Source organism: Bacillus sp. N5-665 (assembly GCF_022637375.2).
In the GTDB taxonomy this organism is placed as follows: Bacteria; Bacillota; Bacilli; order Bacillales; family Bacillaceae_G; genus Bacillus_A; species Bacillus_A wiedmannii.
Window position 1 is genome coordinate 5,177,155 of the sequence record NZ_CP093325.1, and the last position, 24,180, is coordinate 5,201,334.

At 36.4% G+C, this 24,180-nt stretch carries 24 protein-coding genes and 1 riboswitch; of the genes, 8 read left to right on the forward strand and 16 right to left on the reverse strand.

Features of this window, described 5'->3' with window-relative positions; all coding sequences use genetic code 11:
* Positions 1 to 135 precede the first annotated feature (135 nt).
* The 5 genes from MNO09_RS29100 to MNO09_RS29120 all read right to left on the reverse strand — a co-directional run bounded on the left by MNO09_RS29100 (position 136) and on the right by MNO09_RS29120 (position 5,094).
* A complete protein-coding gene (locus tag MNO09_RS29100; RefSeq protein ID WP_088106794.1) occupies positions 136 to 1,041 on the reverse strand; it encodes a diacylglycerol kinase in 906 nt (301 codons plus the stop codon).
* Positions 1,042 to 1,510: 469 nt separating this feature from the next.
* Entirely contained in the window at positions 1,511 to 2,938 is a 1,428-nt protein-coding gene (gatB, locus tag MNO09_RS29105) for an Asp-tRNA(Asn)/Glu-tRNA(Gln) amidotransferase subunit GatB (RefSeq protein ID WP_001047688.1), read from the reverse strand.
* Between the two features lie 14 nt (positions 2,939 to 2,952).
* Entirely contained in the window at positions 2,953 to 4,410 is a 1,458-nt protein-coding gene (gene gatA / locus MNO09_RS29110) for an Asp-tRNA(Asn)/Glu-tRNA(Gln) amidotransferase subunit GatA (protein ID WP_000051449.1), read from the reverse strand.
* Positions 4,411 to 4,425: 15 nt separating this feature from the next.
* Complete coding sequence (gene gatC / locus MNO09_RS29115) at positions 4,426 to 4,716, reverse strand: Asp-tRNA(Asn)/Glu-tRNA(Gln) amidotransferase subunit GatC (RefSeq protein WP_000086999.1); 291 nt, start codon at positions 4,714 to 4,716, stop codon at positions 4,426 to 4,428.
* A 141-nt stretch (positions 4,717 to 4,857) separates the two neighbouring features.
* Positions 4,858 to 5,094, reverse strand: coding sequence for a YiaA/YiaB family inner membrane protein (locus MNO09_RS29120; RefSeq protein ID WP_001254393.1), 237 nt, complete (start codon positions 5,092 to 5,094; stop codon positions 4,858 to 4,860).
* 231 nt (positions 5,095 to 5,325) lie between these two features.
* Between MNO09_RS29120 and MNO09_RS29125 the strand changes: the two genes are divergently transcribed.
* From MNO09_RS29125 to MNO09_RS29140, 4 genes are all read left to right on the forward strand, one after another.
* Positions 5,326 to 5,808 (forward strand): MarR family winged helix-turn-helix transcriptional regulator, encoded by a 483-nt coding sequence (locus tag MNO09_RS29125; protein WP_000942477.1) that lies wholly within the window; start codon positions 5,326 to 5,328, stop codon positions 5,806 to 5,808.
* Positions 5,809 to 5,883: 75 nt separating this feature from the next.
* Complete coding sequence (locus MNO09_RS29130) at positions 5,884 to 7,065, forward strand: ArsA family ATPase (RefSeq protein ID WP_078183498.1); 1,182 nt, start codon at positions 5,884 to 5,886, stop codon at positions 7,063 to 7,065.
* Positions 7,058 to 7,249, forward strand: coding sequence for a DUF3926 domain-containing protein (locus tag MNO09_RS29135; protein ID WP_001206441.1), 192 nt, complete (start codon positions 7,058 to 7,060; stop codon positions 7,247 to 7,249). Before MNO09_RS29130 ends, MNO09_RS29135 begins: the two co-directional genes overlap by 8 nt.
* Before the next feature lie 63 nt (positions 7,250 to 7,312).
* Entirely contained in the window at positions 7,313 to 7,795 is a 483-nt protein-coding gene (locus MNO09_RS29140; RefSeq protein WP_002096901.1) for an HXXEE domain-containing protein, read from the forward strand.
* Between the two features lie 170 nt (positions 7,796 to 7,965).
* On the opposite strand, the gene MNO09_RS29145 is transcribed toward MNO09_RS29140, so the two are convergent.
* From MNO09_RS29145 to MNO09_RS29155, 3 genes are read right to left on the reverse strand one after another with little or no spacing between them, the layout of a single operon-like run.
* Positions 7,966 to 8,820 carry a MetQ/NlpA family ABC transporter substrate-binding protein gene (locus tag MNO09_RS29145; RefSeq protein WP_000721587.1) on the reverse strand — a complete coding sequence of 285 codons (855 nt, stop codon included), beginning with the start codon at positions 8,818 to 8,820 and terminating at the stop codon, positions 7,966 to 7,968.
* 21 nt (positions 8,821 to 8,841) lie between these two features.
* Positions 8,842 to 9,507, reverse strand: coding sequence for a methionine ABC transporter permease (locus MNO09_RS29150; RefSeq protein WP_001261882.1), 666 nt, complete (start codon positions 9,505 to 9,507; stop codon positions 8,842 to 8,844).
* Positions 9,497 to 10,516: a methionine ABC transporter ATP-binding protein gene (locus MNO09_RS29155; RefSeq protein WP_000622977.1), complete on the reverse strand. Its 1,020-nt coding sequence runs from the start codon at positions 10,514 to 10,516 to the stop codon at positions 9,497 to 9,499. Before MNO09_RS29155 ends, MNO09_RS29150 begins: the two co-directional genes overlap by 11 nt.
* A gap of 123 nt (positions 10,517 to 10,639) precedes the next feature.
* A riboswitch (SAM riboswitch) is annotated at positions 10,640 to 10,745 on the reverse strand.
* 240 nt (positions 10,746 to 10,985) lie between these two features.
* Between MNO09_RS29155 and MNO09_RS29160 the strand changes: the two genes are divergently transcribed.
* A complete protein-coding gene (locus tag MNO09_RS29160) occupies positions 10,986 to 11,549 on the forward strand; it encodes a cysteine hydrolase family protein (RefSeq protein WP_002096904.1) in 564 nt (187 codons plus the stop codon).
* Positions 11,550 to 11,793: 244 nt separating this feature from the next.
* Here the strand turns inward: MNO09_RS29160 and MNO09_RS29165 are convergent, their stop codons facing one another.
* The 7 genes from MNO09_RS29165 to pcrB all read right to left on the reverse strand — a co-directional run bounded on the left by MNO09_RS29165 (position 11,794) and on the right by pcrB (position 20,879).
* The gene (locus tag MNO09_RS29165; RefSeq protein WP_000521651.1) at positions 11,794 to 11,931 is read right to left on the reverse strand and encodes a hypothetical protein; all 138 of its coding nucleotides are present in this window, start codon (positions 11,929 to 11,931) and stop codon (positions 11,794 to 11,796) included.
* 193 nt (positions 11,932 to 12,124) lie between these two features.
* Complete coding sequence (pruA, locus tag MNO09_RS29170) at positions 12,125 to 13,672, reverse strand: L-glutamate gamma-semialdehyde dehydrogenase (protein WP_000259557.1); 1,548 nt, start codon at positions 13,670 to 13,672, stop codon at positions 12,125 to 12,127.
* A 152-nt stretch (positions 13,673 to 13,824) separates the two neighbouring features.
* Complete coding sequence (locus MNO09_RS29175; protein WP_000343967.1) at positions 13,825 to 14,595, reverse strand: TSUP family transporter; 771 nt, start codon at positions 14,593 to 14,595, stop codon at positions 13,825 to 13,827.
* Positions 14,596 to 14,692: 97 nt separating this feature from the next.
* Positions 14,693 to 15,886 (reverse strand): CamS family sex pheromone protein, encoded by a 1,194-nt coding sequence (locus tag MNO09_RS29180; protein ID WP_000717023.1) that lies wholly within the window; start codon positions 15,884 to 15,886, stop codon positions 14,693 to 14,695.
* Positions 15,887 to 15,902: 16 nt separating this feature from the next.
* Positions 15,903 to 17,912, reverse strand: a complete 2,010-nt coding sequence (gene ligA / locus MNO09_RS29185; RefSeq protein WP_000031463.1) for an NAD-dependent DNA ligase LigA — start codon at positions 17,910 to 17,912, stop codon at positions 15,903 to 15,905.
* Between the two features lie 15 nt (positions 17,913 to 17,927).
* Positions 17,928 to 20,177 (reverse strand): DNA helicase PcrA, encoded by a 2,250-nt coding sequence (gene pcrA, locus MNO09_RS29190; protein ID WP_002096905.1) that lies wholly within the window; start codon positions 20,175 to 20,177, stop codon positions 17,928 to 17,930.
* Between the two features lie 12 nt (positions 20,178 to 20,189).
* Positions 20,190 to 20,879, reverse strand: coding sequence for a heptaprenylglyceryl phosphate synthase (pcrB, locus tag MNO09_RS29195; protein WP_000272076.1), 690 nt, complete (start codon positions 20,877 to 20,879; stop codon positions 20,190 to 20,192).
* Between the two features lie 337 nt (positions 20,880 to 21,216).
* On the opposite strand from pcrB, the gene MNO09_RS29200 reads away from it, so the two are divergent.
* From MNO09_RS29200 to MNO09_RS29210, 3 genes are all read left to right on the forward strand, one after another.
* The gene (locus MNO09_RS29200; protein ID WP_000812332.1) at positions 21,217 to 21,594 is read left to right on the forward strand and encodes a YgaP family membrane protein; all 378 of its coding nucleotides are present in this window, start codon (positions 21,217 to 21,219) and stop codon (positions 21,592 to 21,594) included.
* 219 nt (positions 21,595 to 21,813) lie between these two features.
* On the forward strand, positions 21,814 to 22,659 hold the full coding sequence (locus MNO09_RS29205; RefSeq protein WP_000660689.1) for an SPFH domain-containing protein: 846 nt from the start codon (positions 21,814 to 21,816) through the stop codon (positions 22,657 to 22,659).
* A gap of 16 nt (positions 22,660 to 22,675) precedes the next feature.
* A complete protein-coding gene (locus MNO09_RS29210) occupies positions 22,676 to 22,840 on the forward strand; it encodes a type II toxin-antitoxin system antitoxin (RefSeq protein ID WP_001085171.1) in 165 nt (54 codons plus the stop codon).
* A gap of 36 nt (positions 22,841 to 22,876) precedes the next feature.
* Here MNO09_RS29210 and purD read toward each other — a convergent pair whose 3' ends face one another.
* On the reverse strand, positions 22,877 to 24,148 hold the full coding sequence (gene purD, locus MNO09_RS29215) for a phosphoribosylamine--glycine ligase (RefSeq protein ID WP_048560181.1): 1,272 nt from the start codon (positions 24,146 to 24,148) through the stop codon (positions 22,877 to 22,879).
* Positions 24,149 to 24,180: the final 32 nt, after the last annotated feature.

Here is a 24,180-nt window from a genome sequence, read left to right on the forward strand (position 1 = left end):
CACCCTACCTCTCGTTTCTTATCTCCTCCAGTGTATCAATAAAGTATGGATATAAAATAAACGAATTGTAAAAATACCATAAAAATCAAACTAACTTCCAATTTACAATTCCTCTATATAATAAAAAGGATGCCTTTACAGGGCATCCTCTTGTTGTTCAGGAACAAATAGTTCAAGACAATGATATATATTTTCGAATTCCATCGGTGCATCTCCACCGTATTCACCATCTAAATTAATCATTAGTTTATCTGGTGAATGCACTTTAATTCGGTTTGCTTGCGTGTATAGCACTTTTGGATTGTTAATATGTTCACCACGCTGCGCTTGTGTTGCTGCTTTAATTAAGTCAGCGATAGAACCTTTTTTCAGTACTAATAAATCAAATAAGCCATCATTAATCGATGCATATGGTGCTACTTTTTCGAATCCACCAACTGAACGAGTATTCGTAATTAAAAACATCGTAATTTCTTCTTGTAGCAACTTTCCATCATACTCGATTTCAACATATGTTGGATGTAATGATGGTAGCATTTCGATTCCTTTTAAATAATAAGCAAGTTGGCCTAATACCGTTTTTAGCTTGCTTGGCACTTCATATGTTAATTCTGTAATACGGCCGCCACCTGCGATATTAATGAAATATGTATCATTCGCTCTACCAAGATCTAACGGAACTGTTTTCCCTTCACAAATAATATCCGCAGCCTCTTCAATAGCACGAGGTACACCGATCGCACGCGCAAAATCATTTGTCGTTCCAACTGGAATAATTCCAAACTTTGGACGATGTTCATGTCCTACTAAACCGTTCACCACTTCATTTAATGTACCATCACCACCAGCTGCGATAACAACATCAAACTTACGATCCGCAGCTTTCCTCGCTGCCACAGTCGCATCTCCAGGACCAGTTGTCGCATGACAAGACGCTTCATATCCAGCTTGTTCTAATTTTTGTAATACTTCCGGTAAGCTCTTCTTAAATAGCTCGCGCCCAGAAGTAGGATTATAAATAATTCTTGCTCGCTTCATCATTTATTAGCACAGGAAATTTCTTTATATATTGAAAAAGAACATACCGAACTTCTATTCAGTATTCCCATGCCTACCTCCTCTCATCTTCCTATCCTTCTTTTATCTCGCTCAAACAGGCAGTAAGAACCCGATTCGTGTAGTCCATCAAAAGTAAATATTCATTTCAATGGTTTTGTTTTATTTTACAAAAATTTATGTCCATCTATTTCCTCACAACAATTTACATGTAACGAATAATAATTATCTATTATTTCATGAGATGAAAAAAACCTCTATGTCTAGATTTATCATTATTCCCACCTTTTTGCAACTATCATACCATAGTTGCTATACAAACATTTTTCCACTTTTGACAGTTAATCAAACGTTTGTTTAAACGATCTTCTCTCATTTAAACAAACGTTTGATTAACCTAGAAAAACACCCATGTACGGGTGTTTTTCTGCTTAATCTTTACAAGTTACTATTATTATCGCTTATTAATCTCTTCAAGTAAGATTTTGTTAACAAGCGGCGGATTTGCTTGTCCTTTTGTAGCTTTCATAATTTGACCAACTAAGAAGCCAATTGCACGGTCTTTACCGTTTTTAAAGTCTTCGATAGATTGCTCATTATTATCAAGAATTTCTGTTACAACTTTACGAAGTGTACCCTCGTCAGAAATTTGAACAAGACCTTTTGCTTTAACGATTTCCTCTGGGTCTCCACCTTTTTCAATTAATTCGTTAAATACTTTCTTCGCGATTTTAGAAGAAATTGTACCTTTTTCAATTAATTGAACCATTTTAGATAAACCAGCAGGCGTTAATGCAACGTCTTTTAATTCTTTTTGTTGTTTGTTTAAGTATGCAAGCACTTCACCCATTAACCAGTTTGATGTTAGTTTCGCATCTGCTCCATCTTCAATTGCTGCTTCAAAGAAATCAGACATCTCTTTCGTTAATGTTAATACGTGTGCATCATAAGCTGGTAAGCCAATTTCTGCAACGTAGCGAGCTTTACGTGCATCTGGAAGTTCTGGAATCGAAGCACGAATTTCTTCTTTCCACTCATCATCGATGTAAAGTTCAACTAAGTCTGGCTCTGGGAAGTAACGGTAATCGTCAGATCCCTCTTTCACACGCATTAAGATTGTTTTCTTCGTTGCTTCATCATAACGACGTGTTTCTTGTTGGATGATACCACCAGATAACAATTCTTTCTCTTGACGCACTTGCTCGTGCTCAAGACCTTTTTGTACGTAAGTGAATGAGTTTAAGTTTTTCAGTTCCGCTTTTGTACCGAACTTCTCTTGTCCAACTGGACGAAGAGAAATGTTCGCATCACAACGTAGAGAACCTTCTTCCATCTTACAATCAGATACGCCAGTGTATTGAATGATTGATTTTAACTTCTCTAAGTATGCATATGCTTCTTCTGGCGTACGCATATCTGGCTCAGATACGATCTCGATTAAAGGCATACCTTGACGGTTATAGTCTACTAATGAACCATCAGCTGTATGCGTTGATTTACCAGCATCTTCTTCTAAATGAAGACGTGTAATACCGATACGTTTCTTTTTACCGTCTACTTCAATTTCAATCCAACCATTTTCACCAATTGGCTTATCGAATTGAGAAATTTGGTAAGCTTTCGGATTATCTGGGTAGAAATAGTTTTTACGGTCGAACTTCGTTTCCGTTGCGATTTCACAATTTAATGCCATTGCAGCTTTCATTGCAAAGTTAACTGCTTCTTTATTTAAAGTAGGAAGTACCCCTGGGTATCCTAAGTCAATTACACTTGTTTGTGTATTTGGCTCCGCTCCGAATTCTGTTGGACTCGCAGAGAAAATTTTCGAATTTGTTTTTAACTCAACGTGAACCTCTAAACCAATAATTGTTTCTAAATTCATCTATGCTCGCCTCCTTACAGACTTGCTTTTTTTGTATGATAGTCTGTTGCTTGCTCAAACGCATGTGCAACGCGGTAAATTGTCGCTTCATCGAAGTGTTTACCAATGATTTGTAGACCAAGTGGCATGTTGTTAGCACCGAATCCACATGGAACAGAAATCGCTGGAACACCCGCTAAGTTTACTGGGATTGTTAAAATGTCATTTGCATACATTGTCATTGGATCATCAACTTTTTCGCCCACTTTAAATGCCGGAGTTGGCGTTGTTGGTCCAATAATAACATCGTAGTTAGCAAATACATTTTCAAAGTCGTTTTTAATTAATGTACGTACCTGTTGTGCTTTCTTGTAGTATGCATCATAGTAACCAGAGCTAAGTGCAAATGTACCAAGCATAATACGACGTTTTACTTCATCACCAAAACCTTCGCTACGTGTGTTTTTGTAAAGGTCTAATAAATTATTTACATTATCAGAACGAACACCGTAACGTACGCCATCAAAGCGTGAAAGGTTAGCAGATGCTTCAGAAGAAGATAATAAGTAATACGTTGCTAGAGCGTATTTAGAGTGTGGAAGAGATACTTCCTCCCAAGTTGCGCCCATACCTTCTAATACTTTTAAAGCAGCTAGTACTGACTCACGAGCTTCTTCGCCAACACCTTCTCCTAAGTATTCTTTCGGTACAGCAATGCGTAAACCTTTAACGTCGCCTGTTAAACCAGCTAAATAGTTTCCTACTTCAACGTTAGCAGAAGTTGCATCCATACGGTCAATACCTGAAATAGCTTGTAATAAGTATGCATTATCTTCTACTGTACGTGTAATCGGTCCGATTTGGTCAAGTGAAGATGCGAATGCTACTAATCCGTAACGAGATACGCGTCCGTAAGTTGGTTTTAAACCTACAACGCCGCAATATGCAGCTGGCTGACGGATAGAACCACCCGTATCAGAACCTAGAGAGAATAATACTTCTCCTGCTGCTACAGCTGCTGCAGAACCACCACTAGATCCGCCTGGAACGTAATCTAAGTTCCATGGATTTTTCGTAGCGTAGAAACCTGAGTTTTCATTTGAAGAACCCATTGCGAACTCGTCCATATTTAACTTACCGATTGTAACTGTGTCAGCAGCTTTTAGCTTTTGCACAACTGTTGCATCATAAATTGGATCAAAGTTTGCTAACATTTTGCTCGCACAAGTTGTACGAAGACCGTTAGTTACAATGTTATCTTTTACACCAATTGGCATACCGAATAATAAACCATTATCTTCAGCACCAATTTTCGCGTCTAATTCTTTCGCTTTCGCGCGTGCGTTTTCTTCATCTAATGTAAGAAAAGCTTTTACGTTATCTTCAACATCCGCAATACGTTTGTAAGATTCTTCTACTAAATCCGTAACGGAAATTTCTTTGTTGTTTAACTTCTTATGTAACTCTGATACGGAATGATCAAATAATGACATCGAAATTCCCCTCCTCTATTCTAATACTGCTGGAACACGGATTTGATTATCTTTGTGATCCGGTGCATTTTTTAATACTTCTTCGACTGGTAAACCTTTTTCTGGTACATCTTCACGCATAACATTTTTCATAGTTAATACATGAGTTGTTGGTTTTACATCAGTTGTATCTAATTCATTTAACTGTTCTGCAAATGTAACAATTGCATCTAGTTGTTTTTGAAATTTTTCAGCTTCTTGATCAGTAATTGCAAGACGTGCTAAATGTGCTACGTGCTTTACATTCTCAACGGAAATTCTTGACACGGCTAGGCCACCTCCATAATATATCGTTCAATCTACAATACTATTGATGATACCAAATTTTCAGTACTTCAAGCAAGTCAACACACGGCACTTACTGCATTTTTACATAAAAAAAGAAAGGCAAACGCCTTTCTTTACGATTTACTCTTTATCTAACGGTTTATTTTTCGGAAATCTCTCGTTATCTTCTTCATTATCACGAATTGTTTTTTGTAATACAAAACAAGACATCGTCAAAAATAATGTTCCAATTAAATAATATCCTTTTACACTAAGCGTTTCATCTAACGTATAAATCCCAATTAGCATACCTGAAAGTGCACAAACAAATGAAGTCCATGCTAAAAACGTGAACGCTTGCGTATTACGTCTTCTCATCGTTCTCCCCCTCGTTAGCTATACATCCATTATAGATAAGTATATTTACCATGATGGATTTTTATGTAAGTTCTAGTTTTATATTTATACATCCATCATAAAAGAATACTATTTTAAAGTTAGTTTTCTGTCTAATCTGAAAAAACAGTTAAAATTATTGACATTTATTTCAATTCTGCATAAAATAAAAACAAATATTACGAACCTCGAAATATACGGGAGTGGAAATAATTGTTGCAATATGAACATTTTTTAGACTTACTGCTAGATAACGCCAAGAAACTTTTTTATCCTGAAGAATGGGTAAGCCTAGATTTAACACTTTCTAAAACAGAAGTATTTTGTTTACTTTGGATGGAGCGAAATACAGATATTACAATGACAAAAATTGCTGACCTTCTTGATATACCGATGAGTACAACGACAGGTGTTGTAAATCGCCTCGTAAAAAAGGGATATATTGAAAGGTACCGTGATGAAAACGACCGACGCATTGTATTAATTCGTTTAACAGAAAACGGCGTAATGCTCGTCCAAGAAGTAAAACAAAATGCAGCCCATTACTTTAACCTAGTGACAGAAGCATTATCAGAAGAAGAAAAAGCATTCTTACTACAAATCTTCCAAAAGATCATGAATCACATCGCTACGTCACAGCAAAAAACAGAAGAAAAGGTTTCTACACCTAAAATGAAAAACATTCCGATTGAATAAAACCCTAGTTGGGTTTTTATTCAATATTTTATTTCGGCACTCGTAATATTCGACACTCGAAACAAAGGGGATAGAATAATGAGAATTATTTTGTATACAGGTAAAGGCGGCGTAGGAAAAACTAGCATTTCAGCAGCAACAGCACTTCAAAGCGCAAAACAAGGATTAAAAACATTAGTAATGAGTACAGATCCTGCTCATAGTTTAGGAGATTCATTTGGTATAAAGCTATCTTCTGAGCCATTAGAAATTCGTGAAAATTTGTGGGCACAAGAAATTAATACGATTTATGAGATGGAAAAAGGCTGGGGGAAATTACAGAAATATATTACACTACTCTTCACTTCCAAAGCAGCTGATGATATTACAACAGAAGAATTAACAATGTTTCCTGGTATGGAAGATTTAATTAGCTTACTTCGCGTACTCGATTATTATAAACAAAACACATATGATGTTATCATCATTGATTGCGCTCCAACAGGAGAAACATTAGCAATGCTCAGTTTTCCAGACATGCTCGGCTGGTGGATGGAAAAACTCTTTCCTATTAAAAGAAAAGTTTTAAAAGTTGTTCGTCCTGTAGCTCAACCACTTCTTGGTGTCCCCCTTCCAACCGATGATATTATGGACGAATTAACGAATACACTTGAACAGCTCGGAGAAATGAGAGATATTTTATCAAATCGAGAAATAACAAGTATCCGCATCGTTGTAAATCCCGAAAAAATGGTCATTAAAGAAGCTCAGCGTAGCTTTACGTATTTAAATTTATACGATTATAACGTAGATGCCATTATGATTAACCGCGTCATCCCTAATACTGTCATCGATCCTTATTTTCAAGCATGGAAAGATACTCAAAAAAAATATAAAACATTAATTCAAGATAGTTTTCAGCCGCTTCCTATTTACGAAGCTCCTATGTTTGAACAAGAAGTTGTCGGTTTGTCCATGTTAGAGCGTGTAGGAGACGCTTTATTTAAATCAGATTCTTCTCCTACGGAAGTGAAATTTAACGGTCGCACTCAATATGTAAAAAAAGATGGCGATGAATATATTTTTGTACTTTCCATTCCCTTCTCTAACAAAAGTGAACTTGCATTAAATCAAAAAGGTGATGAGCTTATCATTCGTGCTGGTTCTGTGAAACGGAACATCACATTACCAAAAACATTAACACACCTTTCTATTCAAGGAGCAAAATTCGAAGATGATGTACTAAACATTCGATTTGGAGGTGTAGTGCATGCGTGAGGAACTACTAAGGAAGGTAATTCGTACAAAAATAAAAGTCGGTATGAATATATTAGAAGAGTTACCTCCCCCAATCCAGCAATCAGCTAAGCAAATACTAAATATTTTGCAAGAGGAGCTATCTTCTTATGTTGCCGAACAACCACAACCTGAGAGTAATTTAAAAAGTATTGTAATTGAATAATCATATCCTTATAGAAGGCCTTTTCCTATAGGCTTTCTATCCCTTTATTGGAGCTGATGTAAATTGATAAAAACTTCTTCTGCAAGACACTTTACTACTCTTACAATCTGGCTAATTCCCTTTTTATTTTTCATTCATAACCTTGAAGAATCTTTCCAGATGCCACGATATCTTGCTAATCAATTTTCGATTACTTTTATAACTAGTCAACAATTTTTCATTGCGATTTCTGTATTAACTCTCTTTGTTTTACTTATCGTCTTTCTATATCAACTGAACTTCTTGTCTTCTATATACTGGATTATTTTTATACAAGGGGCTATCTTCTTCAACTCTGTTCAACATATTATTTTGTTTTTTATTTATCGTTCCTATAATCCTGGCGTAATATCAGCTGTTTTCATTGCTATTTTTTCTATTTTCTTTTTTTTATCCCAAAAATACTTAATTCATAAAAAGCAATTCGTAATTACACTTATTTTCAGCTTATTTTCTTACCCCATTATAATTTGGATTATCTTATTACTCGCTAGCTACTTTCAGTAATAAAAAAAGACCAGGAAAACTCCTGGTCCATCACTCTACTTAACAAACATTGGATTCTACGTTATACAGAATTGGAAGGTACAGAATTAGGGTTTTGTTTGTTAAGTAGATTATATGTTGAACGAGCTAACAGCGGAGGGGTTCCTACTGTTAATCGTTAAACCCGATAATTATTTTACGATTTTTTCAAGCTCCTCAAGTGAAAGATCTACTGAAATGGAACCATCATTTGTTTCTTTCTTAATTGCATCTGTTACTTCTTTTGAATGATATAGTTCAATTACTTTTTTCAGTGTTGGATCATCTTTATCTTTTGTACGAGCTGCGAAAATATTAATATATGGCTTCGCATTTTCATTCTTTGGATCTTCTAAGAAAATTGGATCCTTCGCTGGATCTAATCCAGCTTGACCAGCAACACCGTTATTAATAACTGAAGCTGCAACATCTTTTAATACACGAGGTGTTTGCTGTGCGATAACCGGTGTAATTTTTAACTTCTTCGGATTTTCAGCAATGCCGCTTGGATCTCCGAATAAGCCAAAGTCTTTCTTAAGCTTTAATAATCCAGCTGCATCAAGAAGTTTTAATGCACGAGCTTGGTTCGTTGGATCATTTGGAATCGCAATTTCTGAACCATCTGGAATTTCATTTGCCTTCTTATATTTTTCAGAGTATAAGCCCATTGGTGCAATTTGCGTTGTACCAACAGCTGTAATATCTAACTTATGCTCTTTTTTAAATTGCTCTAAGAAAGCAACGTGCTGGAATGAGTTTAGTTCAATATCTCCATCAGCTAACGCTTTATTTGGCGTTGTGTAATCAGAGAACTCAACCAGTTTAATTTTAATTCCCTCTTTTTCAGCTTTTTTCTTTAAAATTTCCCAAGCGTCTCCATCTGTTCCGGTTACGCCAACGCGAACTACTTTCTCTTTTGCTCCTGCCCCCGTGTCTCCACTTGAGCAGCCGCTTAACGCTGAAATTCCTACAATCGCTGATAATGCAAATGCTAAAATTTTCTTCATTTTCTTTTCCCCTCTTCCTTTTTATGTTCTGCGTAAAAAGACTTTCGCAAAGTAGTTTCCTAAATTTTGAGCTACCTGTACAAGAATAATAAGTAAAACGACCGTTACGAACATAACTGATGTATCAAAACGTTGATAACCATATGTCATCGCTAAGTCACCAAGACCGCCACCACCGACAAGCCCAGCAACTGCAGAAAATTCAATTAAACCAACTGTCATAAACGTAACACCTAAAATCAATGGCGCTAACGCTTCTGGCACAAGGATTTCAAAAACAATTCTAATTGGTGAAGCCCCCATCGCTTGAGCTGCTTCAATGACTCCCTTTGGAACTGAAACAAGGTTTGTTTCAACCATTCTAGCAATACCGATTGATGCAACTAACGTCATCGGAAAGATTGCTGCTGCTGTTCCAATCGTCGTTCCGATAACACTTCTTGTTAGTGGGCTTAAAGCTACTAAGAAGATAATGAATGGAACCGGACGAATTGTGTTAATAATGATATTAAGAATAGAAAAGACCCATTTATTTTCTAAAAAGTTCCCTTTTCTCGTTACATATAATAGTAAACCTAGAGGTATACCAAGAATTGTAGCAAATATAAGGGTTACAATTACCATTAAGAGGGTATCCCCCGTCGCATCTACTATGCGGGGCCAAAATATACTCCAATCAACTCGCATGAGCTTCTACCTCCTTCAGCTGCACTTGTAGTCGTAGATGTTGTAATGCTTTTTGAATTTCTTTCTGCTCACCTTGCAGTTCTACAAGTAGATTTCCAAATAGCACATTTTGAAGTTCAATAATATTTCCGTACAGTACGTTTACATCGACGTTATAGTTTTTCGCGATATATGATAGTACCGGCTGCCCTGTCTCTTCACCAGTAAATGTTAAGCGATAAATTTGTCCACCATTTTGAATTTTCCCTAGAACACTTTCCGGTAAATGATCATTAATAATGGAGCGTACAAAGTTTTGAGTTGTCTTTGTTTTTGGTTGTGTGAAAACGTCAAACAGTTTTCCTTCTTCAATAACCTTTCCCTTCTCCATTACAGCTACACGGTGACAAATTTCTTTCACAACATGCATTTCATGTGTAATGAGTAGAATCGTTACATTGTATTCTCGATTTACTTTCTTTAATAAGTTCAGAATCTCTGTCGTTGTTTCTGGATCTAAAGCTGATGTTGCCTCATCACATATAAGAATGTCTGGCGATGTTGCAAGTGCTCTAGCAATGCCAACACGTTGCTTTTGACCACCTGATAGTTGCTCTGGATAATAGTTTGCTTTATCTTCTAATCCTACAAACTTCAGCAGTTCATTTACTCTTTCTTTTATCTCATTCTTTGGTACTTTCGCTAACTTTAATGGGTATGCAATATTCCCAAACACTGTTCTTGAATTAAATAAATTAAAACTTTGAAAAATCATCCCGATTCTTTGTCTTAGCTTTCGTAATTCTTTCGTCGATAGTGATGTAATATCTTTATCATCTATTGAAATCGTTCCTGCCGTTGGTTTCTCTAACATATTTACTAGGCGTAATAACGTACTCTTTCCAGCGCCACTAAAACCGATGATACCGAAAATTTCGCCCTTCTCAACTGATAACGTTACATCCTCCACCGCATGAACAGATTGCCCACCTGATTCATATACTTTACTTACATTGTTAAAAGAAATCATTTTCTTCCCTCCTATATGCTGTAAAAACTTGAAGTAGAGCTTTCGAGGTAAAATAAAAAGTGCTCTCCTTCTTATCAACCGTAAAGATAAGAAGGAGAGCACTTATATGTACTCGTTCACATCTTCTCATCTTCCAAGCCTTTCATAGGCTTGCTGGAGTTAGCACGGTATTAAAAAACCCGTTGCTGAGGTATCGTAGGGCCAGTCCCTCCACCTCTCTGGATAAGAATGTATCGATTTAATTGTCGTTTAATTAATTCTCATTATAGAACTCAGAATAATAAGAGTCAATACATTTTTTAGAAAAATATTAATTATCCCTCTATTAAAATTTTCAAATAAAAAATCACATACAATAATGATTTTTAAAGTTATGTTAAATTCTCCTCCTTCATATTTTTTAAAAGGAGAATCCTTTCTATAAATTGAATACCATTATTTGAATATGAAATCGGAGGAAGATAAATATATGAAAACAGCTCTTTTACTCGTTGATATTCAAAATGATTATTTTCCACATGGAAAGATGGAATTGCGTAATCCAGTAGAAGCAAGCCAATATGCTAGTCAGCTGCTACAACTCTTTAGAACGAAAAACGAACCTATTTTTCATATCCAACATGTAGCAATAAAAGATGACGCTACTTTTTTCCTACCCAATACAGAAGGTGTACATATTCATGAAAGCGTACGTCCACTTAGAGAAGAAACCGTTATACTCAAACATTATCCAAATAGTTTTCGCGAAACTGATCTTCTAGAACAATTACAACGTTTAGACATTGAGCACGTCATCATATGCGGGATGATGACTCATATGTGTATTGATGCTACCGTAAGGGCTGCTTTTGATTTCGGCTTTCCATGTACCGTTATACATGATGCTTGTGCTACAAAAGATCTTTCTTTTAAGAATGCTACTATACCGGCCGTTTATATTCATAACACAATTTTGGCTAGTTTAAATGGAGTATATGCAACTGTAATGAGTACAGAGGAGTTTTTGGCTACAAAAAAACACTCCCTTCAGTGAGCAAAACCGAAAAGAGTGTTTCTTGTCAAACCATAGATTTTCTTTCAAATTGTATTATACAGGAAATTCTTAAAATGAATACTAAAAAATATGACTAATAAGTCAACTTTTCTCGTTGTTTTGTTTCTATTTACATGTTTATCCCGATATTAATAGGGTTTAGCTAGTTCTAAGTACCGAATAGTAATATATGGTACTTAGAACTGGTTTCTCCTATCAAAAACGTAACATATTATTTATCTGTTTATTTTTGCTTCTTTTTCAAATACTCCGCACGCAATTTTTCAATTTGCTGCTTTTTATCAAATTTGGCAGGCGTCTGTTTTTCATGAAACTTTGCCACGGCTACCTGACTTTTGTAATCCAATTGATATTTTCCCACTTTGTTCACCTACTTTTCTTGTCTTTAAAGAGAATCTATTCAACAAATATAGTATACCTTATTTACTGAAGTAAACCTTATTACTTTATTAGTTTTTCTACTCATATCTATCTTGATCCAAATATAGAAACTTTTTCAAAAAAAAAAAAAAAAAGAGATCTTCGCAGACTGCGAAGATCTCTTCTACTATTTCTTATAAAGTTTCAGAAGTAGTTTTTGCTTGCATGTGAAGTGCTAAGTAGTCAGGGCCACCAGCTTTAGAGTCTGTACCAGACATGTTAAAGCCACCGAATGGTTGGTAACCTACGATTGCACCAGTACATCCACGGTTGAAGTATAAGTTACCCACGTGGAATTCTTCACGTGCTTTTTCAATATGGTCACGGTTGTTAGTAACAACAGCACCTGTTAAACCGTATTCTGTATTGTTTGCAATTGCAAGTGCATGATCAAAGTCTTTTGCTTTACAGAATGCTACTACTGGTCCGAAGATTTCTTCTTTCATTAAGCGAGCATCTTCTGCAACGTCAGCAACGATTGTTGGTTGGATGAACCAGCCTTTAGAATCGTCTCCTTCGCCACCTGTTAAGATTCTACCTTCTTCTTTACCAATTGCAACATAGCTCATTACTTTATCGAATGCAGCTTGGTCATTAACAGGACCCATGTTTGTACCTAATACAGCTGGGTTAGCAACTGTTAATTCTTTCGTTAATTCAACAGCACGATTTAATACGTGATCGTATACATCTTCATGGATTACTGCACGAGAACATGCAGAACATTTTTGTCCTGAGAATCCGAATGCTGATGCAACGATAGATTTAGCTGCTAATTCAAGATCTGCTTCTTTATCAACAACGATTGTATCTTTACCACCCATTTCAGCGATAACGCGTTTTAACCAAATTTGGCCTGGGTTTACTTTCGCTGCGCGCTCATAAATACGGATACCTACATCACGAGATCCAGTGAAGCTCACGAAACGTGTACGAGGGTGATCTACTAAGTAGTCACCAACTTCAGAACCATTACCTGGAACGAAGTTTACTACGCCAGCCGGTAAGCCAGCTTCTTCTAATACTTCCATGAATTTCGCTGCTACTACAGGAGTTGTACTAGCTGGTTTTAGTAATACTGTGTTACCAGAAACTAAAGCAGCTGTTGTCATACCTGCCATAATTGCGAATGGGAAGTTCCAAGGAGAAATGATAACACCTACTCCTAATGGAATGTAAGAGAAACGATTATATTCAATTGGACGGCTTTCTACTGGAATACCGTCTTTTAATTTTAACATTTGACGACCATAATATTCCATAAAGTCGATTGCTTCTGCTGTATCAGCATCTGCCTCATTCCATGGTTTACCTGCTTCTTTTACAAGAATAGCAGAGAATTCATGTTTTCTGCGACGAACGATTGCTGCAGCACGGAATAAAATGTCTGCACGCATTTCTGGCTTTGATTTTCTCCAAGTTTGGAATGTTTCATCCGCTACTTGCATTGCTTTTTCAGCTAACTCACGGCTTGCTTTTGAAACGCGACCAACAAGTTCCTCTTTATTTGCAGGGTTTACAGAAACAATTTTGTCTTCTGTAGTGATTTTTTCTCCCCCAATAATTAATGGATAGTCTTGTCCAAGATAAGATTCTACTTTCTTTAAACCTTCTTCAAACGCTAATTTGTTAGCCTCCACTGAAAAATCTGTAAATGGCTCATGTTTGTATGCTACTACCATTTTTTTAGCCTCCCCTTAGAAAAACGTTTACATTTTACAACATTATTCTACACGATAATTTAGATTTATTCAAATATTCCTAGACTTATATTTTAAAAATTAATAAATTTTTAAAATATAATAAAAAAATAGAGTTATACAAAAGTATAACTCTACAAAATATGAGTATATTCCAAAACATTTTTTCCGATTAATAAAATAGTTACTAATAAAAATAAAGTCCTAACATATCCAACACCTTTTTGAACTGCAAACTTTGATCCAAAATAAGCACCTAAGATCATTGATAATCCCATAATAATACCGTATTCAAAATGAATTACGTCTAAAAATAAAAAAGTAATTAAAGATACGATATTACTAACAAAGTTCAAAAGTTTTCCAGATGCTGCCGCTTGAATAAAATCCAAACCAATTAATAAAAATGCAAAAATTAAAAAAGATCCTGTCCCTGGGCCAAAAAATCCATCGTAAAACCCTATCATTAAAATAACAAAGAAAAATATTAATGTTTTTCTTTTCGTCATCTTCTTATAGGTGGATACACTTCCCCAATCCTTTTTCGCAATAATATAAATGGCAATAAACACCAACATCACAAGCACTAACGGACGTAAAATATCCGGCGGAATAAACTTTACTACTAAAGCACCTGCGACCGCTCCTATAACAGTTAACGGGATTAACTTTCCTACAATTTTAAAATCGACCTTTCCTGATCGAATAAAATAAATTGCACTCGTAAACGTCCCCATCGTTGCCGCTAATTTATTTGTTGCAATTGCCGAAGCTGGTGGTAAACCAACAAACATAAGTGCCGGAAGCGAAATTAATCCACCACCACCAACAACTGAATCAATAAAAGCTGCTAAAAAGCCGAATGCAATTAATAAAATAATGACTTGAAAACTTAATTCGTCCATGTGCCTTACCCCTTAGCCCCATTATTTATAACATTTTAAATTATAACAAAATTCCCCAAGAAAAAAAGCCGTTCCATAAAAGGAACAGCCTTTCTATTTAATCTAAAATTTTCACAAATGGTTCATCTTGCTTCGCTTCACGTATAATAATCGCTTCTGGGCGTTCTACAGATTTAATCGTTACTTGTACTTTCATATAATTCGGGAAGTATTCCATAACAAGCCCGGCTACATATTGTGTAAAACCAATTATTTCTGCTTTCCCATTAAACTGGACAGGAATATCAAGCTTTATTTCTCTTAATTCATCGTCTCTATACATACCAGTACCGATAACAGCTGTATAGTCGCCTTGGAAATAATCGCTTAGTTTTGCTTTAAAGTTCGATACTCTCGCAAGGTCTTCACGTTTATTATCTGTTTTCGCTTGTTCAGATGGGAACAAATAATATTTCTCATTAATTTGTTTCCAATCCTCAACCGTTTCACTGCCTTTTTCAACATTCACATAAGAAACAAAGTTACCTGGCACGAGTGAAGCCTTTGGAGCCTGACGATAAATTGCAAATGTTATCGGAACATTTTTTGTGTCAGGTTTTTTTTCATGCATAAATTTCAAGACTTCTTGCGCCATTTTTTTCCCTTCAGCTAACATTTTTTCTTGCTCGATTTTAGCTTCACGCGGATAACCATGCTCTTCCTCGTAATAATGAACCGAATTCATTGCTAAACCAACTACAATGCCTTGGAGTTCATCTGTTCCGCCTTTTTTCACATAATAATCATGCTCTAAAATATTTGAAATATATATTGGATTTTTTTTATTTTTTGCCTCTAATGATTCAGATCCTCCACTTAACGCTGGGTTTAAACCAATGTTTGGAAATTTAACTGCATCTTTTTTTAATTTGTCCTCTAGTTCCTTTTGTTCAGCATCTGTACGCTTTCTTTTAACAAGCATCTGTAAATTTTGAGTATCTAGAGCACTTCCACCTTTAAAGAAATGATCTTTCGTACTAAAGGATTCTTTTGCAATACGCATTAATCCTGTTTCAAATTCATCTATATCAAGACGATTACTTACTCCTTGTACAACTAAACCACGTGCTGCTCCTGCTTCAAATGGAATAGTCGTCTTATAATATTCATCCGAAATAGAGTACTTCGGAACGATTGCTTGTCCTTTTGCTTTCCCCGATTTCTCAACCACTTTGTCATCTTTGTCGGCACCTGCACTACACCCACTTACAAGTAGACCAAGGCTTAATACCGCTAATGCTATTTTTTTCATGGTAAGTTTGCACCTCTTACTTATTTAGCTCTTGTAAGAACCTCTCTTCATTCCAAACCTCAACATTATGCTTCTCCGCTTGTGCTAATTTCGAACCTGCCGCTTCTCCTGCAACAACTAAATCCGTACTTTTACTAACACTTCCTGTTACTTTTCCACCTAATGCCTCAATCTTCTTCTTCGCTTCACTACGTCCCATAACTTCTAATTTACCTGTTAAAACGACAGTTTTTCCTGTGAAGTACGACTCAACGTTTTGTAAATCAGCAATTTTTATACCTTTGTATGCCATATTCACGCCATACTCTTTAAATTGTTGTAATAACTCTAATACGTCTTCATTATCAAAATACGTCACGACGGATTGAGCCATTTTTTCACCAATCTCATTAATTGCTTTTAGTTCTTCTTCCGTTGCTTTCACAAGCGCATCCATCGTTTCGAAATGCTCTGCAAATGTACGTGCTGCTTTTGCTCCGACATGGCGAATACCAAGACCAAATAATAATCGCTCTAATGAGTTTTCTTTAGAATTCTCAATTGCTTGCACTAAATTCGTTGCTGATTTTTCACCGAATCGTTCTAGCTGCAATAATTGCTCTTTCGTCAACGAATATAAATCAGCAAATGTACGAATATAATCCGCATCAAAGAGTTGTGTAATGACACGTTCTCCAAGTCCATCAATATTCATTGCGTTTCTTGAAACGAAATGAATTAATCCTTCTCGAATTTGAGCTGGACAAGTTGGATTTATACAACGAAGTGCTACTTCTTCTTCTAAACGAACTAGTTCACTCTCACATGCTGGGCAATGCGTTGGCATATGATATTCTTCTTCCTCACCAGTACGCTTATCGAAAATAACGTTCACAACTTCAGGAATAATATCTCCAGCCTTCTTCACTACAACATAGTCACCAATTCGAATGTCCTTTTCACGAATTAAATCTTCGTTATGTAAAGAAGCACGACGAACGATAGTACCAGCCACTCGCACTGGCTCTAGCTCTGCTGTCGGTGTTACAACCCCTGTGCGACCAACACTTAATTCAATGCCTGTTAATCTTGTTACAACTTCTTCAGCCGGGAATTTATAAGCAATCGCCCATCTTGGACTCTTTGCTGTAGTTCCTAAACTTTCTTGAAGAGCAACATCATCTACTTTTATAACGATTCCATCAATCTCATAATCAAGATGCGGACGTTTTTCTTGCCATTCTTCTACATAAGCTATAACTTCTTCAATTGTCTCACATGTACGTCGATTTGGATTTGTTTTGAATCCAAGTTCACCTAAGAAATCAAGCGATTTACTATGTGATGGAATTGTTTTTTCTTCTACATTCGCAAGACCGTACACAAACATAGATAAGTTACGCTTCGCTGCGATTTTTGGATCAAGTTGGCGTATTGAACCTGCTGCCGCATTACGCGGATTCGCAAATACATCTTCACCATTTTGTTCTTTTTCTTCATTTAACTTAACGAATGAACGCTTCGGCATATAAGCTTCGCCTCGTGCTTCTAATGTTACTTCTTCATTTAGACGGAGCGGGATCGCTTTAATCGTTTTTAAATTTTGGGTAATATCTTCACCTGTTACACCATCACCACGTGTTGCCCCTTGAATGAAGCGTCCTTTTTCATAATGAAGTGAAACAGCAAGTCCGTCAATTTTTAATTCGCATATATATCTTACATTCGCATCATCAATTCCTTGGCGTACTCGTCGGTCGAAATCACGTAAATCTCCTTCGTTAAATGCATTTCCTAAACTTAACATCGGTGACTTATGTGTTACTTTTTCAAATATATCAAGAACAGTTCCCCCAACGCGAATGGAGGGAGAGTCTTCACTCATAAACTCTGGATTCTCTGCTTCTAATTTTATAAGCTCCTGCATATTACGGTCATACTCCGCATCAGAAACAGAAGGATTGTCTAATACGTGATACTGATAGTTAAATGTATTTAACAAATCACGCAGTTCTTCTATACGTTGTTTTGCTATCTCTTTTGACATATCCTCATTCCTTTCCTATTGTTTCGTCACAGGTGCAAATTTTGCTAACAAACGTTTAACACCAATTGGGCTTGGAAACGCAATATCTAATTCTTTTGCATCACCTTCACCTTTTACACTGACAACTGTACCGACTCCCCATTTTTGGTGGGAAGCTTTATCGCCTACTGCCCAGCCGATTTGCTCGCCACCTGTCGTCTTAGCTGCAGGACGCGCGAAAGCTGAACGAGAACGTGTTGTAGTTGTCGTTGTTGTTCTACTGCTACTCGCCGTTCTTCCTTTTGCACCAAACGATGTTTCGCGCTTCGGCGCTGTTTCATTTAACGACTCCACTAGCTCTGCCGGGATTTCTGTAATAAATCGCGATGCGGCATTCATACTTGTTCTACCAAATAAAGTACGCATTTGTGCATTGGATAAATATAACTCTTCTTCTGCACGAGTAATACCTACATAAGCAAGGCGACGCTCTTCCTGCATTTCATCTTCTTCCATTAGAGAACGAGTATGCGGGAATATTCCTTCCTCTAGCCCAACAATAAAGACAACTGGGAACTCTAGCCCTTTCGCTGAATGCATCGTCATTAAAATAACTTCCTCACCAGCAGTTGGATCTTCATCGACACGATCAATATCAGCAACAAGCGCTAAGTCTGTTAAGAATGCAACGAGGCTCTTATCTTCGCTTTGAGATTCAAATGTTTGCGTAACAGATAAAAACTCATCTAAGTTCTCTAGACGACCTTCCGCTTCTAAAGTACGCTCGTTTTTCAACATATCGCGATAGCCTGTTTTTTCAATAACTTCTTCTACCAACTCTGTAACAGATAAATACTCTTGCATATTTACCCAGTTGTGTAATAAACCTGCGAATTCTTTTACTGCCTTTGTTATTTTTGCACTTACACCAACATGCTCAATCTCATCGAATACAGCAGTTAATGAAATTCCATTTTGTACACCGTAATTAATAATTTTATCGATAGAAGTCGCACCAATTCCGCGCTTTGGCATGTTAATAATACGTGCGAAACTAATCTCATCATCTGGATTCCCAATTAAACGTAAATACGCCAAAATGTCTTTAATCTCTTTACGATCGTAGAACTTCGTACCGCCGACAATTTTGTAAGGAATATTAGATTTTAGGAAAATCTCCTCGACCATACGAGACTGCGCATTTGTACGATATAACACTGCAAAATCAGTATATTTTCGTTTTCCCATTTGAATATCGTCACGAATTTTTTTCGCAACAAAATATGCTTCGTCTTTTTCCGTCGCAGCACGGTAATATGAGATTTTGCTTCCAACTTGATTGTCTGTCCATAATTTTTTCGGTTTACGGTTTGAATTTTTTTCAATAACAGCATTCGCTGCATTTAAAATATTTTGTGACGAACGATAGTTTTGTTCTAACAGAATAACTTGCGCATTCTCATAGTCTTTTTCGAATGACAAAATGTTAGAAATGTCAGCCCCGCGCCAGCGGTAAATAGACTGATCTGAGTCACCTACAACACATAAATTTTTAAAACGTGCTGCTAAATGTTTTACAAGAAGGTACTGCGCTTTGTTCGTATCTTGATACTCATCCACGTGAATGTATTGGAACTTACGCTGATAAAACTCTAGTACTTCTGGAACACGTTCAAATAGCTGAATCGTTGTCATAATTAAATCATCAAAGTCTAATGAATTATTTTTCAGAAGACGTTTTTGATATTCTGTATATACATCGCTCGTTAATTTTTCATATGGATCAGCAATTGTAATTTTTTTCGCATATTTATCTGCAGATAACAATTCATTTTTTGCATTACTAATACCAGCTAAAATAGAACGAGGCTCAAATTTCTTCGGATCAATATTGCGCTCTTTCATAATTTTTTTGACTACAGTTAATTGATCGCCTGAATCTAAGATTGTAAAGTTGCGATTAATACCAATACGATCGATATCACGTCGTAAAATACGTACACACATAGAGTGGAACGTAGAAATCCAAATATCTTCTGCCTCTGGTCCAACAAGTGTATCAATACGCTCGCGCATTTCACGAGCAGCTTTATTTGTAAAGGTAATAGCTAGTACATTCCATGGCGCTACACCTTTTTCACCAAGTAAATACGCAATACGATGTGTTAACACACGTGTTTTACCACTACCTGCACCTGCCATTAATAGTAGTGGTCCGTTCGTTGTTTGCACTGCTTTTTGTTGCTGCGGATTTAAACCATTTAATAACCTATCTGTCTTACTCATATACGCCTGCACCTACTCTCCTTTTACTGCTTTAACTGTTTTTAACGCTGCTTTTATATCATCATAAATAATATTTCCAACAACTATTGTATCAGCATACTGCGCCATTTCTTTCGCTTGTTCTGCATTAGAAATACCGCCACCATAATACAACTTCGCTTGTTTTAATTCTGCTTTTACATTTTTAACAAGTTCACTGTCTCCATACGTACCGCTATATTCTAAATAAAATATCGGTAAACGTAATAGCTTGTCTGCTAAACGCGCATATGCAATCACATCATCTTCTGTTACATCACATTTCGCATCTGTAAGCTGGGCTACTTTCGCTTCAGGATTTAAAACACAATACCCTTCCATGAAAATTTCGTCCCAATCCATAATATCCCCAAATTCTTTCAAAGCCTCATGATGAACACCAGTTACCCATTCTACCTTTCGGCTATTTAAAACGCTTGGGATATAATAAAAATCAAATCCTGGTGTAATTGCTTCCACATCAGAAACCTCTAACACACAAGGAACTGCATATCTACGAATGCTAACTAGCATGTGTAGTACATTATCAATTGTTATGCCATCACTTCCGCCTACAATAACAGCATCTGTTCCAGACTCACAAATCATTTCTAAATGTTCGTCACTTAACTCCTTATTTGGATCAAGCTTAAATACATGTTTCCACCCGGAAATATCGTACATGAAAACACCCTTTCTTTTCTCTATTTATATATATTCCTGTTCAAAATAACAGTTTATTTTCATTAGGATTTTTTAACTTCATCTTACATATTTGTTTAAAACGGAGAATTAAATTTGGAATTCCCTCTTCCATAGTTTTTCAAACGAGAGGATTTAACTTTGAACTTCCTTTTATGCATTCTTTCATTATAACAAAAAAAGCTACTTACACACACGCACATTCCAACATCTTTTTCAACGTCAAATGTTGGATTACATATCCCAAAAGTCACACGGGATACTAATAAGAGAAATAGTATTATCTATTTCAACTTTCATAAAAAGGAGTGTTTTTCTAATGAAGCAAAACATCGGTACAATAAATGCCCTAATTCGAATTACACTCGGACTTATCCTCTTCGGCTGTAGTAGCGCTAAACTTGTACGCAAGCCGTGGTGCACTTGGTCTAACGTCTTGCTATGGATTGGTGCAATGAAAATCGCAGAGGGAATTGTTCGTTTCTGCCCCGTTGTTGAAATGTGGAAATTCGGAAAATACATGAATATGGGGGCATTTAAAATGCCTAGCATGAATTTTACTGAAAAGGGACATGCTAAAGAAGAAGTGAATCAAACTTCCAATCACGACAAACCACAGTCAAATGGAAGTTTTGACGCTTCTGACAAAGAGATTGAGTCAGCGATTGAAGATATAATCCTGGCAAAACCGCTTTGAATCATTTGTCACGATGCAAGATGCTCTCAAAGGGACTTAGCTGCTGCAGTGGGCGGTTAAGTCTTCTTTATTTTACCATAAAACAGAACGTACATTCTCGTTTCAAACCTCAAAATATACATAAGAGATACCTAATCAATAATTTCAGAAAATTAAGTGTAAAGCCCTTGCATAAAATGATATAAAAGTGATATCATTTTTATATCAGGAGGCGATCATATGAAAGAAAAACAAGTTTTTTATGTAAATGGTTTTCTCGGTATTATCGGGATTTTAATTTTAGCCGCTATCGGTGTATTTTTCCTTGTACAAGAAATTTTCATAGGAGCGGCATTAACTATTATTTTAGCGGTCGTTCTTGCTACAGGTATTGGTATTGTTCAACCAAACCAAGCAAAAGTTATTACGTTTTTCGGTAATTATTTAGGAACAATTCGTCAAAACGGTTTATTTTTAACAATTCCATTCGCATTCCGTCAAACTGTATCGTTACGTGTTGAAAACTTTAATAGTAAGAAGTTAAAAGTAAACGATATTGAGGGAAATCCAATTGAAATTGCAGCCGTTATCGTATATAAAGTAGTTGATTCTGCAAAAGCAATGTTCGGTGTTGAACATTACGATCGATTTGTAGAAATTCAAAGTGAAACAGCAATCCGCCACGTCGCAACAAAATATCCTTATGACAATTTCCAAGATGAAACTTGCATCACGTTACGCGGAAATACTGAAGAAATCTCTGAAGAATTAAAACGTGAGTTAGAAGCGCGCCTTGAAATCGCTGGCGTAGAAGTATTAGAAACTCGTTTAACACATTTAGCTTACGCAACAGAAATTGCCCATGCAATGCTACAACGTCAACAAGCAAAAGCAGTATTAGCTGCTAGAAAAGAGATTGTTGAAGGTGCTGTGAAGATGGCGAAAGATTCAATCCATATGTTAGATGAGGAAGGCGTACTTGAATTAGATGACGAGCGTAAAGCAAATATGGTGAACAACTTATTAGTTGCCATCGTTTCAGATAAAGGTGCGCAACCAGTTATTAATACAGGAAGCCTATACTAAAGGGTTGTAAATCATTATGGCTAAAAAGAAAAGCTTTCCATTACGTATTGATCCTGAATTACACGCAGTCATCGAAAAATGGGCGAATGATGAGTTTCGTAGCGTCAATGCACACATCGAGTATTTACTTCGAGAAATGGCAAAGCAAAAAGGAAAATTGAAAAAAGATAAAGATGCATAAAAAATCCCGCTGAGAAATCAGCGGGATTTTTACATATTAGCTTCTCGTCATCTCATGACCAATTGCACGATATCCTATATCACTTCGGTAAAATAGACCATCACTCTCAATTTTGCCGATTTCTTTATACACCTTATCTTTCGCTGTTTGTAAACTGTCCGCCTTACAAGCGACAAATAGTACACGGCCGCCATTTGTTACAAAGTCACCATGCTTCATCGCTGTACCTGAATGGAAAACAATTACATCTTTCAGTGCATCTAATCCTTTAATAATGTCACCTTTTTTATATGCTTCCGGATATCCTTTTGAAGCAAGTACAACACCAATTACCGCTTCCTCTGACCACTGTAACGTTAATTCACTTTCATCTAATACAGCGTTACATACATCAACTAAATCATTTTCTAAGCGAGGCAATACTACTTCCGTTTCAGGATCACCAAAGCGTGCATTAAATTCAATTACCTTCGGGCCATCATTTGTTAAAATAAGTCCCGCATATAAAATTCCTGTAAACGAACGGTTTTCTGCAATCATTGCCTTGGCAGTTGGATGTAATACCATTTTTATTGCCTCTTGAACTGCTGATTCTGGAATTTGTGGTACTGGAGAATACGCACCCATTCCGCCTGTATTTGGACCTTTATCACCATCAAAAGCTCGTTTATGATCTTGCGCAATTACCATCGGATGCACAGTTGTTCCATTTACAAATGCCATTAATGAAAATTCTTGTCCATCTAAAAACTCTTCAATAACGACCTTCTTGCTCGCTTCGCCAAACTTCACATCTTGTAGCATCTCTTTCACAGCTTGTAATGCCTCTTCAAGCGTCATTGCTACCGTTACACCTTTACCAGCAGCTAGGCCGTCAGCTTTAATAACGATTGGCGCACCAACTTTTTGAATATACTGTACTGCTTCTTCATAGTCTGTAAAAGTTTCATATGCTGCAGTTGGAATATCATATTTTTTCATCAATTCTTTCGTGAAAGCCTTACTACCTTCAATAACAGCAGCCGCTTTATTTGGGCCAAACACACGAAGTCCCTCTTCTTTAAAACGATCAACAATTCCATTCATAAGCGGAATTTCTGGTCCAACGAAAGTTAATTCAACCTTATTCTCTTTAGCAAATAAAACTAATGCGTCAAAATCATTTTCATCAATATCAACTGGTGTTGCAACATCGCGCATACCTTCATTACCCGGTGCTACATATACCTTTTCCACCTTTTCAGATTGCGCAAACTTCCAAGCTAAAGCATGCTCACGCCCACCGCGGCCAATTACTAAAACATTCATATTTCATCCCCCAATACTTAAATAAGTACAAA